This is a genomic window from Psychrobacter sp. ANT_WB68 (assembly GCF_008369115.1).
In the GTDB taxonomy this organism is placed as follows: domain Bacteria; phylum Pseudomonadota; class Gammaproteobacteria; order Pseudomonadales; family Moraxellaceae; genus Psychrobacter.
Genome location: NZ_VOAZ01000001.1, coordinates 165,879 through 182,744 on the forward strand (window position 1 = coordinate 165,879; position 16,866 = coordinate 182,744).

Consider the following 16,866-nt stretch of genomic DNA (forward strand, 5'->3'; position numbering starts at 1 on the left):
CAAACTATGACAATCCACACTATGACATCACAAGTGACAACCCCGATGATAGAAGACAAAGACCCTCAACCTATGACGTTTCAAGATTTAATTCTAACCTTACAAAATTATTGGGCCGACAAGGGCTGCGTTATTTTGCAGCCTTATGATATGGAGGTCGGTGCGGGTACTTTTCACACGGCGACATTCTTGCGCTCATTAGGTCCTGAGCGTTGGAATGCGGCTTATGTACAGCCATCACGTCGTCCAACCGATGGTCGCTACGGTGATAACCCAAACCGTTTGCAACATTATTATCAGTTCCAAGTGGTGCTCAAGCCCAATCCACCTAATATCCAAGAGCTATATTTGGATTCATTAAGAGCCATTGGTATTGATCCGTTGGTGCACGATATACGTTTTGTTGAAGATAACTGGGAGTCGCCAACGCTGGGTGCGTGGGGACTTGGTTGGGAGATTTGGCTCAATGGTATGGAAGTGACGCAGTTTACCTACTTCCAGCAAGTAGGCGGTATTGAGTGTTTCCCAGTGACAGGCGAGATTACGTACGGTCTTGAGCGTTTAGCGATGTATGTGCAAGGCGTCGATAGCGTTTATGATTTGGTCTGGGCAGATGGTGAGTTTGGCCGTGTTACCTATGGCGATGTCTTCCATCAAAATGAAGTTGAGCAGTCTACCTATAACTTTGAGCACGCCGATGTGCCGATGATGGGTCAGATGTTTGATTTTTATGAGCAACAAGCGGATAAATTAGTTGCCGAAGGTTTGCCATTACCAGCCTATGAGATGGTGCTAAAAGCCTCGCATGCCTTTAACTTACTTGATGCGCGCGGTGCGATTTCGGTGACAGAACGTCAGCGCTTTATTCTACGCGTACGTACACTGGCGCGTAAAGTTGCGATTGGTTATGTCGAAGCGCGTGCCAAGCTAGGCTTTCCATTAGCAGATGAGGCGCATCGTCAAGCGGCGCTCGATAAGTATTTGCCCAAAGAACAAACGGTTGAGAGTAAAGAAAGCAATCAAACTACTGGTAACAGCCAATCTACTGATGACAATAAATAGGAGCATCCCATGAGTACTATTCTATTTGAACTGGGGTGTGAAGAGCTACCTCCAAAAAGCTTAAAGCCTCTACGTGACGCGCTACAAGCAAGTGTCATTGAGCAGTTGAATGAAGCAGATATCACTTTTGACAGCATCAAAGCCTTTGCGGCGCCGCGTCGTCTAGCTATTCAGATTGACGGCATTAGCGATAAGCAGCCGGATCGTACAGAAGAAAAACGTGGTCCTGCGATTAAGGCGGCGTTTGATGCCGATGGTAATCCTACCCGTGCTGCGATGGGCTTTGCTAAAGGTCTAGGTATTGAAGCCAGTGAGCTGACCACTATTAACACCGATAAAGGTGATTATGTCGGTTATGTGCAAACGATACAGGGTCAAGCGACCACTGAGCTGCTGCCAACTATTTTTCAGACCGCGCTTGATAATCTACCGATTGCTAAGCGTATGCGCTCAGGCGCAAGCCGCAATGAGTTCGTGCGGCCGGTGCAGTGGGCAGTCTTGATGCAAGATGGTGCTGTTATTGATGCGACCATCCAAGGTCATCAGACTGGTAATCAGACGCGTGGCCATCGCTTCCACAGCCCTGATTATCATACTATTGCGCACGCCAATGATTATGAGCAACTGCTCGATGGTTTAAAAGTCGTGGCTGATTTTGATAAGCGTCAAATGCTCATCAAAAACCAAGTTAAGGCGCTAGCCGATGAAGTCAATGCTGATCCTATCGTGCCGCAAAGTTTGTTAGATGAAGTAACGGCGTTGGTTGATTTCCCGATTGCGCTACGAGCAAGCTTTGAGCCGCGCTTTTTGCAAGTGCCACAAGAAGCGCTTATCTCTACCATGCAAGCGGATCAAAAGTATTTTTGTTTGACCGACAAAGCAGGCAAACTGCAGCCTTATTTTATTTTTATCACCAATATTGAGTCAAAAGATCCTAATCAAATTATCGAAGGTAATGAGAAAGTTGTGCGTCCGCGTTTGGCTGATGCAGAGTTTTTCTTCTTACAAGACCAAAAGCAGCCATTATTTGCCTTGACTGAAAGCCTAAAAACTCGTGTCTTCCAAGATAAGCTGGGTACGATTTGGGAAAAATCTGAGCGAATTGCCAAGCTTGCTGCTTTTATAGCAACATTAATGCAGGAGCAAGGTCGCGATATTAATGTTGATGACACGGTACGTGCCGCGATTTTATCCAAAGCAGATTTGGCAAGCTCGTTGGTTGGGGAATATCCTGAATTGCAAGGTATCGCCGGTACTTATTATGCGCGCTTGAATGATGAGCCAGAAGCAGTCGCAGCAAGTTTGGAAGAGCAGTATCTGCCTAAGTTCAGCGGCGATGTATTACCAAAAACACCCGTTGGCATTTGCTTAGCATTGGCGGATCGCTTGGATACTCTAGTGGGTATTTTTGCCATTGACCAAGCACCAACGGGTTCAAAAGACCCATTCAGCTTACGTCGTTCAGCGATTGGTATCCTGCGTATTCTCATTGAAAAGCAGCTGCCAATTAATCTAGTGGCTCTCGTTGAGCAAGCAATTAAAGGTTATAGCACTGCTGACGGTAGCAAAATTACCAAGATGGGTGATACCTTTACCCAAGTGATGGCATTTTTAAATTCACGTTATCGAGCGATGTACACCGAGCAAGGCGTCAGCGTTGATACCATTCAGGCAGTGCAAGCGATTAATCCGCATATGCCGCTCGATTTTGATCAGCGTATCCGCGCAGTACAAGCATTTAGTGAGTTGCCACAAGCCGAGAAGTTGGCTGATTCGAACAAACGTGTTGCCAATATCTTAGCCAAGTCAGAAGTGAGTGTCGCTGACAAGGTCGATGAAACGTTATTATCCGAACCAGCTGAGCAAGAGTTATATCAGGCTATTAAGCAAGCACAAACGGCTGTAACGCCACTGCTGGAAACAGCTGACTATACACAAGTATTGCAAACGCTGGTCAGTTTAGATGCGCCATTGACGCAATTCTTTGCTGATGTGATGGTCAACAGTGAAGATGCGGCGTTAAAAAACAATCGTTTAGCATTGCTTAAGCAAGTTCGTGGTTTATTCTTAACGGTTGCTGATATTAGTGAGCTGCAGTTATAGTTTTATGACCATCTGAGCATCTATACTATTGACTTATTAACGACATAAAAAACTGGCTTCATGTGGCCAGTTTTTTATGCGCTTATTCTAAAGCGTTAAGTTTATAATGTCTTAATCCATACTTGAAGGAGCACTGCCGTGTTGGCCGTTATCATTGTAATTCTCATTATCTGGGCTGTCATGTGGGCCTTTTATAAGTTTATGTACCCGCGTGCACCTAAAAGTATGATGCCAAAAAAAGGTGATGTGACCACACCGCGTCAGTGCGATTTTTGCGGAAACAGTTTGGCTGAATACCGCGGTGTACTCGAAACTAAGCCCGTTTCTGTGGAAGAAATTTCAGCAGCAGGTTTAGCGGTAAGTGACAGCGGTAGTGATATGAAAGGTCATAAAGAATTATTCTTTTGCAACTATGAGCATCAAGCGGATTTTCATGGCGGTAAGACTTATCAAGCAGATGCCTAACTTGTAAACTATAAGTCGTAAAACATCAGTCGATAATGTGTTATTTACATTAAAAAAAGCGCTTAGCTTCAATGAGTTAAGCGCTTATCTTTTCAATAGATCAATATTAACTTAATATCGGTACAAGCTTATAAAATAGAGTGGGCATCTTTCATAATTTTATTTAGCAAGACTTCAGACTGTTTGTTTTTCTGTAGGCGATCTTCTTCGTTTCTTTCATGAGTTTGAATTTTTTCATATAAATTTAAGCAGGATAATACCAGTAAGTTTTCTTGGCTAAGATTTGGTGCATCTTTTCTTAACTTTAGAGCAAAGTCGTTGATATAAGAAACTGCCGAGAGCAGCTCTTCTTGCTCGTGTACTGGGCAGTAGATAGGGTAGGTCACGCCAGCAATCGCAATATCGACCTTTTTAATTTGTGGTGCAGGGGCGTTTTCAGCTTTAGCGATAGGTCTTGCAGCGTTACTATTTTCTGCATTGCTACTATGAGTGTTTGAATTATTTGGCATTGCTTTTTGTGATTGATTGTCTACAGGGTTGGCGCGGTCATCGGTCATGATAAATCCTACAATATATGTCATTAAAGTGAGTTGTTGAATATCGCCACTATAAATATGGTGGTGATAAACTTAGAGGCTTAATCAGAAAAAATAAGCAAGTTAAGCGTGATTCATTGCAATCCGTGCTTAACCTTCTGCTTGATCAATACGGGTTAAGCGCTTTAATACCACTTGTGTACGCTCAGCGGCCAGCTCGTTTTTCTTTCTCAAGTCGTTATTTTGTTGCTTAATATCGCTGTACTGCTGCTTTAATTCATTATTTTGCTGCTGTAACTCATTGTTTTTTTGTTGTAGTTGGCGAATCTGTTTTTGCAAATTATCTTGTTCTTCGCCTATCATATGATGCGCTTCAGCAAGGTTTTGATAACGCTTATCAAGATCGCTCAATTGTTTTTTAGCACCGTCACGCTCTGTATAACTGGTATCGAGTTTGGTTTTTAGCGTGGCAAGTTCTTTTGGGTCAGTCGCTGGTTGTTGTTTGAGGCTGCTAAGTTCAGCACTGACAAGCTGATACTGTTTTTTGATATCAAGTACCATTTTTTCTAATATTCTAAGTTGATCATACATAGTCAGTTTTTATCCTTAACAAGTAAGCGTGAATGAATTTTGTTCTCTGCGTTTAATAATGCCATAGGTGACCGCATAATATCTATATCAACAAAGTAATTGTATACCGCTTTGTTTCGTGACTTCTATTAACCGCCGCCTTATCAATAACATCGTGCGGTGTTTGTTTATATTTAATACTACTAATTAATAACTAGGACATCTATTATGAATGACAATATCTCTGGCTGGAATACGTGGCTGACAGCATTTGATGACTGGACTGATGTGTCTATCAGTGAGGTTCATGGCTTGATGACAGGGCTGATGACTGCCTGTAATGCACCTGATGAGCCAGTATGGGCAAAGGTGTTTGAGGAGCTTAGTTTTGCGCCATTACCCGATGAAGCATTGACTTTGCTCACGGAAGAAGCGGAAGACACCGTTTTTCAGCTTAAAGATAAAGACGATGCGTATTCGTATACGCCGCTGGTGCCAGACGATGAACATGAACTATACGAGCGTGTGATGGCGCTGAAACAGTGGGCAAATGGCTTTATGACTGGTTTTGGTATTACCGATTGTAGTCTGAGTAGCGACGAAAACGAGATGCTGTCGGATTTGGCTAAAATCGGTGGCATTCGTTTAGAAGACGACGAAGATTTTGAAGGTGGCGAAGAGTCCTATCTGCATATTTACGAGTTTGCGCGCATGGTGCCAGTGAGCTTTGCTACCCGTAGGCGTAAAGCTGTTAAAGATATTGCCCTGATTGCTGGACTGGCTATCGATGCCAAAACCACCAAAGAGTTACAAGCAGAAGGTAAACTCCCAAAACCGATGCCACCAGTGATAGATATCATGAATCAAAATCGTCCGTCGTAAGTGCTTCGCTATAATGCTAGGTGGCATAGGAGTTGTGATTTAAAGTATGCTTATGAGCTGTAAGCTGATAAAAAGGAAGTTTTGATGATAACTGATAATGATATGAATCATTTGCGCCGCTGCGTTGAGCTCGCTACTGAAGCATTAGAGGCGGGCGATAAGCCATTTGGTAGTGTGTTGGTCGATGATAGTGGTAAGGTATTGCGTGAAGACCGCAATCGTACCAATACCGTCGATGCCACTTACCACCCTGAAATTGCCGTCGCAAAATGGGCCGCTCAAAATATGACCCCTGAAGCGCGTGCAAAAGCGGTGGTTTATACCTCAGGTGAGCATTGTGCCATGTGTTCTGCCGCTCATGCTTGGGCGGGGCTTGGTCGTATTGTTTATATCAGCTCATCAAAACAGCTCAGTACATGGATGAATGAGATGGGTATCACATCAACATCACCCATCAATTCATTGAGTATTCCAGAAGTTGCGCCTGATGTACCCGTTGAAGGTCCGATTGCTGGCTTAGATGAAGAAATCAAGGCACTGCAACAGCGTTCATTTCAAAAAGGCTAATTAAAACGGCTGCTTAAAAAAGCTAGGGTCTTTTTATCTTGTAGTACGATAAGGATGTCTTATGACGGTAATCAAGCATTATAGTAGTAAAAATCAAGCCATAGCTCATGCCAATTATCCTACCAATAGCATTGATTGGCTGACGCGACTGATTGCTTTTGATACAGTCAGCCGCCATTCAAACTTAGCACTGATTGAAGATGTACAAGCTTATTGTGAGCAATTAGGTCTTACGGTAGATTTGACCTTTAATGACGCCAGAAATAAAGCCAACTTATTTGTCAATGTTCCAGCTGGGGCAAACGCTGATGAAGTCAATCAAGGCCTCGTGCTATCTGGTCATACCGATGTCGTGCCAGTTGATGGACAAGAATGGACATCACAGCCGTTTACAGCGACGATTCGTGACGACAAGCTATACGGACGCGGTGCTTGTGATATGAAAGGCTTTATAGCTTGTGCGCTGACACTGTTGCCACAAGCTGCAAAGCTATCTAAAAACGGTCAGCTGCGTCGCCCATTGCATTTGGCATTGTCATTTGATGAAGAGGTTGGTTGCTTGGGTGCGCCATTGATATTGGCCGATTTAAAGGCGCGGGGTATTACACCTGATTATTGTATCGTTGGCGAGCCGACCAATATGGCGATGGTGGTGGCGCATAAAGGCATCGCCGTTTATCGTTGCCGCGTCCATGGTAAGTCTGCGCATTCGTCATTGACTAAACAGGGTGTGAACGCTATTAGTTATGCCAGTCGTCTGGTTGGGTATGTTGATGAATTAGCAGAAGAGATTAGTTATCGAAGCGATAACGATGCCATGTTTGATGTGCCGTATTCGACACTGTCGGTGGGTACGATAAAAGGTGGTACTGCGACCAATATTGTCCCTAATCTGTGTGAGTTTACCTTTGACTATCGTAATCTACCACATATGACGCAAGATGATATTCTCGCGCCGATTCAAGCCAAAGTGGCAGAGCTAAACGCACAAATGCAAGCACGTGCACCAGAGACGGGTATTGAACTGCTGCAAGAAGAAAGTGTACCTGCAATGACCGATAGCGATAGTGCCGAGCTACAAGCGTTAATAGCCGCACTGATGGGCGATGATAAACGTCATAAAGTCGCTTATGCGACTGAAGGTGGGCAGTTTACCAATGCGGGCATTCCAACGATTATCTGCGGTCCCGGTAGTATCGAGCAGGCTCATAAAGCTGATGAGTATGTAGCGCTAAGTGAGATTGAGCGCTGTGATAAGTTTTTACAAAAGCTGCTAAACAGCTTTACCATCAATTGATACAATAAGCGGCACGCCGTTCTTTTTCGATATGAATGAGCATAAAATACACCGTCTTTATGGCGGTGTTTATTTTTTCACCATTAAGCATTTAAATTTTTCTATCAATAAAAAGTAGGGGTTGGTTGATGTCTTGGCATCTGTTTGCGGTATTTTTTGCAAGTACATTTTTTATCTCAGCGACCCCTGGTCCCAATATGCTATTAGCGTTTCAGTATGGGATGAATTATGGCGTGAAGCGAACGCTATGGACGCTGGCAGGACTAAGCCTTGGTTTGTTTTTACTGCTACTATCGACATTGCTGGGTTTAGATGTGATCAGCCGCCAGTCACCTTGGTTGCTCACTATCATCAAAGCTGTGGGCGCTGCCTATTTAATCTATCTGGGCATCAGTTCTTGGCGCGATGCTGGTGATAGTAGTTTGATGAGCGATGCTCGAGAGATGGGCGAGGAAGTTGCGGCTGACTATCCTGATACAAGGCCATCTATGACTGATAAAAAAACGCCTCAGCCACGCTCACTATCTAGTGCGGCGGTCAAAGTATCGCCGAGCAATGTGACCTTATTTCGTACCGGTATTTGGGTATCGCTCTCTAATCCAAAGGCCATTTTGTTCTTTGCCGCGTTTTTCCCCAAATTCATCAATTTTAGTGCGCCGCTATGGCCACAATATATTTTATTAACCATAGGGCTGTTTTTGAGCGAAACGATTTGGCAAATCGTTTATACCTTAGGTGGTACAAAGCTGGCAAGCTGGCTCGATGTTGGTCACCGTTTGGCATGGCTGAATCGCGGTTGCGGGGTTATATTTATAATAATCGCAGCGGCTTTATTGGCTGAAGTAATGAATGGTTTTATGAATTAATATTCTTTGGCAACTATTTATAAAGCATTATACTTACTGACAAAAAAGCCGTTCACTATTGATAGTGAGCGGCTTTTTTACTTAAGCAAAATCATGTTCTAAAAATTTAAGCCAATACTTCCAAAAGCTCGCCTTTCACCATATGCGGACTAACGAAATCAGTAATACGTACACTCACGATTTTACCTAACATTTCATCCATTGTATCAATGTCATATGGGAACATCACGGTACGGGTATTATCCGCCGTACCGATTAAGCAATCAGGATGACGATTGGCGACTTGCTCGACCAATACACGAGTCGTTGTACCGATCATTTCATGGGTTTTAGCAAGCGTTGAGTCAATAATGACTTTTTGGAATTCAGCCAAGCGCTCTTTTTTAGTTTTAAAGCTCACATCATCAGGCAATTCTGCCGCTGGCGTACCCGGACGCTTAGAATAAATAAAGCTATACGAATGATCAAAGTTTAATTCTTTTGCCAAATTCAGTGTATCTTGGAAGTCTTGATCCGTCTCACCGGGGAAACCAATGATAAAGTCGCTGGATAAGTGAATATCTGGACGAATGGCTTTAAGCTTATTAATCTGATTGATATAGACGTCAATGGTATGGTTGCGCTTCATCGCCGCCAAGATAGCATTCGAGCCGCTTTGTACAGGCAGATGCAAATGCGACACCAGCTCTGGTAATTGTGCATAGGCATCGATAATATCATCGGTGAACTCTAATGGATGGCTAGTGGTATAACGGATACGCTCAACGCCATCGACATGTGAGACATAGTGTAATAACTCAGCGAAACGGCAAATACTGCCATCATCTTTTTCACCGCGATAGCCATTAACGTTTTGACCGAGTAGATTGATTTCACGCACACCTTGCGCAGCCAAGCTATCAATCTCTGCCAATACATCATCCAGTGGGCGCGATAATTCTTCGCCGCGCGTATAAGGTACGACGCAGAATGAGCAATACTTTGAGCAGCCTTCCATAATGGATACAAAGGCCTTATAGCCTTCAACGCGTGGCTCAGGTAAGAAGTCAAACTTTTCGATACTGGGGAAGGATACATCCACCGTACCGATACGATTCTTAGGAGAGAGGGCACGCTGCTCATTTGATTGATCGTAAAGTTCTGGCAAACGATGCAAAGTTTGCGGGCCAAACACCATATCGACATAAGGCGCACGTTTTTGGATATTATCGCCTTCTTGTGAGGCCACGCAGCCGCCGACACCGATCACTAAGTCCGGACGCTTTTCTTTTAGTTTGCGCCAGCGTCCCAATTCTGAAAAGACTTTTTCTTGTGCTTTTTCACGAATGGAGCAGGTGTTCATTAGTAGCACATCGGCTTCATCGATATCGTGCGTCACTTCCATACCGTGTGAATCACCCAGCACGTCAAGCATTTTGCCAGAGTCATAGACATTCATCTGACAGCCCTGTGTGGTGACGAAGACTTTTTTTGGCGCGCCATTCACTGGCGCTTGGGATATTGGTTTTTGGATAGAGTTTGGCGCTTTGAGTGCCGTAACGGCAGGCGCAGTAACCGTTGTGTCAACAGTAGCGTCATCGATGCGGGGATTAAATACAGTAACACTCATAAGCGAAGTCCATAATTGACTAAAAATATAGCGGGGTAGGTGATTAACCGGTGGCGTATTTTATCACAACCCTGCACCAATGTGAAAAGTTAGCGTACGCTTATAGGGATAATTGTGTTGAATTATTTATAATAGTATCAATTGCTTACCTGTTATTATTGAGCAACTAATGGTATTTATGACGATTATGACTGTTTAAAGCGTCGTAACACCTGTGTGTTACGCAGGGCTATCCGATTTATTAACGAAAAGTAAAGCTTATGGTTGAATGTGCAACGAGTATAGTATGATGAAGGTAACTATATCCGCACTATTGTTTAAATGAGTGTTTTAAGCAGGATGAAAAACATCATTTTAAACTTATCTTAAAACAATTTATCTAGCCAAATTATTTAGACCTATTATAAAGAGAGTCCGTATGACAAAGCCGCAAGTTGCTCAGGGTATCAAGGATAAAAATGCCCATTGCCAAAATAATATGCCCGACCGCCTCAAGAAAACGGCGCTGAAAACCAGCGTGTTGAGTCTAGCCACGGCGATGAGTGCGCTAGGATTGTCGCAAGTGGCTTGTGCCGAACTCACTTGGGGTAATGAGAGTAGTTATTCGCAAGAAGGCGCCTATCAGCCAGAACGCTACCAACCAGAACGCTACCAACCAGAAAGCTATCAGCCGGACAACTATCAGCTACAGAGCTCTCAGTCAAACAGCGGCTATCAATCAAATACTGGCTCCCAAGCAGATAATGGCGTGGGCTCTTTTACAGCGGCGGCGATTGCGGCAGAACGCGGTGATGTCAACGCCCTTTATAATTATGAGCAAGCAATGAGTGGTGGCTTGTTTGCCATGTATCCCACTTATTGGCGCATGAATGTAGACTTAAATTCGCAAAGCCCAGCGGCGGTATCGCAGTTTGTCCGTCAATATCCAGATACGGTAATGGCAGAAAAACTCGCTGCCGATTTTGCTGAAACCAAAGCGGGCGCTAACGATTATGCCGCAGTACGACAAGTGGCGAACCTGATTACCAATGCTGACGACAGTGAGCGCTGTGCGGTTGCCCTTGGTTTTAATAACGGCGGCGATAGCATGCGCGCTATGGCAGCCAAACCCGATGTCTGGCTGACGACCAAAAAGCAGCCAGCATTGTGTGACCAGTTGGCGTTAGAAATGAACAATAACGCGCTGATTAGCAATCAAGATAGAGTGTCGCGCCTCAAACGTATGCTACGTAAAGGCAAAACGGGCGATATTATGGCGTTGTCTGCACGTTTAGGCACCCCTATTCCTTACTCGTCATTGAGTGAAATTCAGCTGAATCCGTCGTCGTTTTTTAGTCGCTTTGCCCGTGAACCAAACAGCCAAGCCAATCAATACTTATATTTGTATGCGATGGGGCGCGTGGCAGAAAAATCCTATCGTGAAGCGGCGCTACAATTAGACTTTGATATTAAGCAAGACAATCAACGCTCAGCGAAGTTATTAAATGATGACACCCGCCGGTATGCTTATCGTATACTTGGCGTGCAGCGCATGAATCACAATACCGATGATGGCTTTAATGTTGAAGCGGTCGACTGGTTCCGTAATAGTTTAGATGATGACTTTAGTTTTGAAGAAGCCGAATATTACGCCATGGCAGCGATTCGTTTTAGTCGTTGGGATGATGTGGTCGAAGCCATCTCAAAAATGGATGCCGAAACACAAAAAACCAATCAGTGGCAATATTGGCTAGCTCGTGCTTATGAGCAATCAAGTGATGCCAATAAACGCAATACCGCCAAAAAGATGTATCAAAACTTGGCAAAGAGTAATGAATATTATGGTTTGATGGCGAAAGACAAAATCGGTCAACGTTTTGATGCCAGTCGCTTGGGTGGTATTAATTTACCCAATGTCAGTACCGCTGATCGCGCGCGCGTGATGCAAAATCCACACTTTGCAAGGGCGTTTGCTTTGTATAATGCCGATGCCAGTCGCGCCTATGCCAACCGTGAGTGGAACTGGGCGGTGAAAAAAGCCCGTGATAGTCGCGATGAGAATTTGATTATTGCCGCGGCTCGCCAAGCGTATGATATGGGCTGGCTCGACCGGGCGATTTATGCAATTGACAATACTGACAACGTAAACAGCGTTGCGATATCGCATCCGATGCCGCACCAATCAGCAGTCGTTCGACACAGTCAGTCGGCTGGTATCGATCCAGCGTGGGCATATGGCATCATGCGTCAAGAGAGTCGTTTTGTGGCCTCTGCACGCTCAAACGTTGGCGCGAGCGGTCTGATGCAGGTGATGCCTGACACGGCAAAATATATTGCCCGTAATTTGGGTGAGACTTATAGCGCCAGCCGCGCAAACAGCGGCGATACCAATATTCGTTATGGTACGTGGTATATGGGTGATATCTTTGGTAAGCTAAATAGCCAGCCAGTCTTGGCAACGGCGGGATACAATGCGGGTCCAAACAATGCCAAACGCTGGCAGCCAACTTATGGTTCACTCGCGGCAGACCAGTATGTCGAGTCGATTGCCTTTCCTGAGACCCGTAATTACGTCAAACATGTGATGGAAAATGCCACCATCTATAGCAGTCTATTAGGTCGTGGTCAGCCTATTAGTCAGCGTATGGGAACGATTCCTGCAGCGTTCTAATGCTTTTGTCTTACATTTAAAAACCATTATCAGCTTGCTGCTAGTGGTTTTTTTACGTCTGCTGTTTTTATCTGCGCTAATCTGATATTGCTCTTTTAAAATCAATCATAAGCTTGTGATGTCATGTTTACGTTTTTGCTATAGATTAAAGAAAGTAATTTGCTACCATGACTCTAATTACCGTCTGCGTTTTTTGATGGTTGATCCTTAGGGTATTGGTTTTTTAAAAGCAACTTAACTGCAGTCTGAATATGACCAATTCTAGAAGCTACCTTCTTCATTGCTAAATGCTCTAACCTCTTATGATTAAAAAATATTTCACTCTGCCTATATTGTCGCAAGCTAAGCGTCAGTTATGTATTCAGACAAAGGTGGGCTCGATGTCAAAGACAAGGCTAATAGAGCATTTTAATAAATGCTTAATAAGCAAAAAGTATGAAAGTAAAGGTAATGCTGCTGTTGGTATTACCGCTTTACTATTGTTGCAGGGCGCAATGGTGTTACCAGCCCAAGCCGCTAGTGCTGCCAAAACGGGGCAGCGGGTACTAATGATTGAGATGACGCCAGCGCTGTGTAGCCTACAGCCGACGCGTGCTCGCATGCGTCAGTGTCTAGAAGGTTATTCATTAACTGTTTCAGGTTTGGACATGGGTTATGGTGAGCGCTGCGGACGCGGTAGTGAGCCACATCTGACACCACTACAATTAAAAGTTGTCAATCGTATCATGCCTGATACTACCGTACGTACCCAAGCATGGCAGCGCTATGGCGCTTGTAGCCCGCTCAGCGCTAGCAACTATTTTCGTCAAATTACCAACTACGCGGGCGACTTAAAACTGCCTAATGAATTGAATACGGGTAACAGTTATACGGTCTTAAAATCTCGTTTTGTAGGGCAGATGACCCAATTAAATAAAGGTATGTCGCCTGCCAGTGTTGACTTGATTTGTCAGGTAGGAACACGCCGTCAAATGGTTTTGACTGATGTACATGTGTGTTATGAAGGCAGTGCGTTTGGTGCCTGTAGCAACGTTGTTGATAACTGTGGCAGTAAATTTATTATTTCAGGCGGGAAATAGTAAGTAACACCAACTCGCCAAGAATATCTCTTTACTATTTTCAGTGTGAGCAGTCGTTAATAAGCAAAATCAGCAGTATTATTTATTTAACAGCAAAGTTATTTATTTAATTACTTTATCGTCGTTTGAATAATGCTGCTAAAAGTTCTTCTAAATCTTCTCTGGTCTCCATCTAATGCTTTATTTTCTATGGCCTTTTTTATCTTGCCAGAACGTGAGCTCGTATAAAATGTAACAATATAGTCTTAAATAGCGTTCCCGCTTTCTCTAGACGGTTAATAGATTGAAGTGCTACACTAGCTCTCGGTTTATGACTGCTATATTCAGTGAGCAAGTTGCTATCTAGAACGATCATTCTCAATCAGAACCATCCATTAGAATCATGAATTATCTAATCTATAATTAGGGAGTATTCAATGTCAATGAAACAGCCTTTACGTGTTGCCGTCACTGGTGCCGCTGGTAATATCAGCTATGCTATGTTATTTCGTATTGCATCTGGTGAGATGCTAGGTAAAGATCAGCCAGTTATTTTGCAATTGCTTGAAATCGCTCCAGCACTTGACGCCCTAAAGGGTGTGGTCATGGAATTAGAAGACTGTGCATTCCCATTATTGGCCGGTGTCGTTCAAACTGATGATGCGACCGTTGCATTCAAAGACGTTGACTATGCTCTGCTAGTAGGTTCACGTCCTCGTGGCCCAGGTATGGAACGTAAAGATTTGCTAGAAGCCAACGCTGCAATTTTCTCAGCACAAGGTAAAGCATTGAACGACGTGGCAAGCCGTGATGTAAAAGTATTGGTCGTCGGTAACCCTGCGAACACCAACGCTCTTATCGCTCAGCGTAATGCACCAGATTTAGATCCACGTAACTTTACTGCTATGACTCGCCTAGATCATAACCGTGCAATGGCACAGTTAGCTGGCAAGACTGATAGCACAGTTAATGATGTGAAGAAAATGATCATTTGGGGCAACCATTCATCAACTCAGTATCCAGACCTAACGGCTGCAACTGTAAACGGCAAGCCAGCACTAGATTTAGTCGATCGTAAATGGTACGAAGGTACTTATATCCCAGAAGTACAACAACGCGGCGCTGCAATCATTAAAGCGCGCGGTGCATCATCTGCCGCTTCTGCTGCCAACGCTGCCATTGCACACGTGCGTACATGGGCACTAGGTACTGATGAAAACGATTGGGTCTCTATGGGCGTTTACTCAAACGGCGAATACGGCATTGCAAAAGGCTTAATCTACTCATTCCCAGTGACTTGCGCTAACGGCGACTGGTCTATCGTAGATGGCGTTGACGTGTCATCAGATTTCTCAAAAGAGAAAATGGCAGCCACTGAGCAAGAGCTTAGCGAAGAGCGTGATGCAGTAGCACACCTGCTTCCATAAGCTGTCAATTTATTAAAGCTGTTATATAGATATTGATCTAAAAAAGCCCTCTTATTAGAGGGCTTTTTTTTGCCTTGTATGCCTATTAATACAATTGATAACGTTAGCTAAACGTTGGTTAACAGCTATTAGAATAAAGCTTGCTACAATAAAGTGGTTAATTTAAATAATAAATACAATCAAATCATTATCAATTTTTTATTAAGGAAAAAGACTATGTTGGGTGAACCTGAATATAATATGAATGAGTTATTTGCGCAGTTAGGACTTGATAGCTCGGATGAAGCCATTGATAGTTTTATCGAAAAAAACCAATTAGCAAAAGAAGAAAAGTTGATCGAATCGACGGTATGGAATGACAGTCAGCGTGCCTTTTTGCAAGAAGAATGGAATAAAGATGCCGCATGGGTCGAGGTTATCGATGATTTAAACGTGCGTATGCATCCTGATTCTTAGACTTAGAAAGTAGTAAGCTACTAGAACCAAGTAAAAAACCCACAAACGTCAATAACGCTGTGGGTTTTTTTATACGTTAAGTTTTTATATGGTCATAACTATCATTCTAGCTCGGTTGCTGTGCACGCCATTCGAGTAAATCTACGACATCATTATGAATGCCTGCTTTTAACGCCTCTAAACTCTCGTAATGGCGCTCGCCATGTAAGTAATGCAAGAAGCGTACTTGTAAGGTCAAACCATATAAATTCGCTTCTAGTTTAGGGAAATGTACTTCTAATCGCCAATCATGTTCTTTATCTACCGAAGGTCTGATACCAAGATTGGCGGTGCCAAATAAGCTGTGGGGGCGTAAGCCTGCAACCCCTGTATTCTTGCTATCTGTCATTGCGGTTAAGCCATTTGGTATCACGTTACCGTCATCATCGAGGCTGACGACATCAACGGCAAAGATGCCATGTAACGCTGGTTTCAAGCGCTTTAAGTCCACATTCGCTGTGGGAAAATCCATGGTACGACCGATTTTATCACCACCAACGACGACGCCTGTCATCGCATAATCGCGACCTAGTAAGGTGTTAGCTGCATCGAGATCACCCGCCAATAATAGGTTACGTATACGAGTAGAGCTAATGCGAGCCCCTTTGCCTTTGTCATCGATAACGGTATGCATATTGGTTACATGTAGACCATAATCACGCAAAAACTGACTGTCACCAGTACGATCATGACCAAATTTAAAGTCATCACCCAATACCAAGGATTGCACGTTTAGGCGCAGTGCCAAAATATCTGCAAATGCTTGTGCTGATAGCGAGCGAAAATCGCTATCAAAGCTTGCAACAATTAAAGTTTCAATGCCATACTCTTTGAGCAAGGCTTGCTTTTCTGCAAGATTGGTTAGGCGAGCAGGCGCGGTGTCTGGGGCAAAAAACTCACGGGGTTGAGGCTCAAATATCATGACTGCCGAGCCAATATTTTGCGCCTTGGCAATGTCGCGAACTTGCGCAAGCATCGCTTGATGACCTAAATGTACGCCATCGAAATTACCGATAGTCAGCACACAGGGCGCCAAATCTACTGGTTTATTATTTGCAGACAAAGCGCGTGGTGACGCCATCAGTTGCTCAAGAAAATAGGTGTTCATAAATTTTCAGCTATGATAGATAAGACCAGATAAAAAACGAAAAAACACATCGCGACTTAAAAACAATATTTTAAAATATCTCTCTGTATCAGATGTGTCTAAAAGAGGTGTCTAAAACCAGTCATTATAAAGTAAAATAGCCCCACTAACATCCTATAGTCTGCTGATAAT

At 43.8% G+C, this 16,866-nt stretch carries 15 protein-coding genes; 11 read left to right on the forward strand and 4 right to left on the reverse strand.

The annotated features are described in order from the left end of the window. The first annotated feature begins 72 nt into the window (after nt 1-72). From glyQ to FQ084_RS00715, 3 genes are all read left to right on the forward strand, one after another. Entirely contained in the window at nt 73-1,062 is a 990-nt protein-coding gene (glyQ, locus tag FQ084_RS00705) for a glycine--tRNA ligase subunit alpha (protein WP_149489548.1), read from the forward strand. 9 nt (nt 1,063-1,071) lie between these two features. Further along, nucleotides 1,072-3,165, forward strand: a complete 2,094-nt coding sequence (gene glyS / locus FQ084_RS00710) for a glycine--tRNA ligase subunit beta (RefSeq protein WP_149488735.1) — start codon at nt 1,072-1,074, stop codon at nt 3,163-3,165. Nucleotides 3,166-3,303: 138 nt separating this feature from the next. Beyond that, nucleotides 3,304-3,630 carry a hypothetical protein gene (locus FQ084_RS00715; protein ID WP_262880606.1) on the forward strand — a complete coding sequence of 109 codons (327 nt, stop codon included), beginning with the start codon at nt 3,304-3,306 and terminating at the stop codon, nt 3,628-3,630. 128 nt (nt 3,631-3,758) lie between these two features. On the opposite strand, the gene FQ084_RS00720 is transcribed toward FQ084_RS00715, so the two are convergent. Together FQ084_RS00720 and FQ084_RS00725 are read right to left on the reverse strand one after the other, a co-directional pair. Further along, a complete protein-coding gene (locus FQ084_RS00720) occupies nt 3,759-4,187 on the reverse strand; it encodes a cell division protein ZapA (RefSeq protein ID WP_149488736.1) in 429 nt (142 codons plus the stop codon). Between the two features lie 129 nt (nt 4,188-4,316). Beyond that, nucleotides 4,317-4,757, reverse strand: coding sequence for a hypothetical protein (locus tag FQ084_RS00725; RefSeq protein ID WP_149488737.1), 441 nt, complete (start codon nt 4,755-4,757; stop codon nt 4,317-4,319). A gap of 207 nt (nt 4,758-4,964) precedes the next feature. On the opposite strand from FQ084_RS00725, the gene FQ084_RS00730 reads away from it, so the two are divergent. The 4 genes from FQ084_RS00730 to FQ084_RS00745 all read left to right on the forward strand — a co-directional run bounded on the left by FQ084_RS00730 (nt 4,965) and on the right by FQ084_RS00745 (nt 8,348). Next, nucleotides 4,965-5,618: a UPF0149 family protein gene (locus FQ084_RS00730; RefSeq protein WP_149488738.1), complete on the forward strand. Its 654-nt coding sequence runs from the start codon at nt 4,965-4,967 to the stop codon at nt 5,616-5,618. Between the two features lie 84 nt (nt 5,619-5,702). After that, nucleotides 5,703-6,185, forward strand: coding sequence for a nucleoside deaminase (locus tag FQ084_RS00735; RefSeq protein WP_149488739.1), 483 nt, complete (start codon nt 5,703-5,705; stop codon nt 6,183-6,185). 61 nt (nt 6,186-6,246) lie between these two features. Continuing rightward, complete coding sequence (gene argE, locus FQ084_RS00740; protein WP_149488740.1) at nt 6,247-7,482, forward strand: acetylornithine deacetylase; 1,236 nt, start codon at nt 6,247-6,249, stop codon at nt 7,480-7,482. Between the two features lie 128 nt (nt 7,483-7,610). Beyond that, the gene (locus tag FQ084_RS00745; protein WP_149488741.1) at nt 7,611-8,348 is read left to right on the forward strand and encodes a LysE family translocator; all 738 of its coding nucleotides are present in this window, start codon (nt 7,611-7,613) and stop codon (nt 8,346-8,348) included. A 106-nt stretch (nt 8,349-8,454) separates the two neighbouring features. Here the strand turns inward: FQ084_RS00745 and miaB are convergent, their stop codons facing one another. Continuing rightward, nucleotides 8,455-9,957, reverse strand: coding sequence for a tRNA (N6-isopentenyl adenosine(37)-C2)-methylthiotransferase MiaB (miaB, locus tag FQ084_RS00750; RefSeq protein WP_149488742.1), 1,503 nt, complete (start codon nt 9,955-9,957; stop codon nt 8,455-8,457). 418 nt (nt 9,958-10,375) lie between these two features. Here miaB and FQ084_RS00755 point away from each other — a divergent pair, with 418 nt between their 5' ends. From FQ084_RS00755 to FQ084_RS00770, 4 genes are all read left to right on the forward strand, one after another. Next, nucleotides 10,376-12,607 carry a lytic transglycosylase domain-containing protein gene (locus FQ084_RS00755; protein ID WP_149488743.1) on the forward strand — a complete coding sequence of 744 codons (2,232 nt, stop codon included), beginning with the start codon at nt 10,376-10,378 and terminating at the stop codon, nt 12,605-12,607. Between the two features lie 380 nt (nt 12,608-12,987). Further along, nucleotides 12,988-13,686, forward strand: a complete 699-nt coding sequence (locus FQ084_RS00760) for a hypothetical protein (RefSeq protein ID WP_262880607.1) — start codon at nt 12,988-12,990, stop codon at nt 13,684-13,686. A gap of 422 nt (nt 13,687-14,108) precedes the next feature. Next, entirely contained in the window at nt 14,109-15,092 is a 984-nt protein-coding gene (locus tag FQ084_RS00765) for a malate dehydrogenase (RefSeq protein WP_149489551.1), read from the forward strand. Nucleotides 15,093-15,308: 216 nt separating this feature from the next. After that, a complete protein-coding gene (locus tag FQ084_RS00770; protein WP_149488744.1) occupies nt 15,309-15,548 on the forward strand; it encodes a DUF2789 domain-containing protein in 240 nt (79 codons plus the stop codon). 106 nt (nt 15,549-15,654) lie between these two features. Here the strand turns inward: FQ084_RS00770 and ribF are convergent, their stop codons facing one another. Next, nucleotides 15,655-16,695, reverse strand: a complete 1,041-nt coding sequence (gene ribF / locus FQ084_RS00775; RefSeq protein WP_149488745.1) for a riboflavin biosynthesis protein RibF — start codon at nt 16,693-16,695, stop codon at nt 15,655-15,657. Nucleotides 16,696-16,866 lie beyond the last annotated feature (171 nt).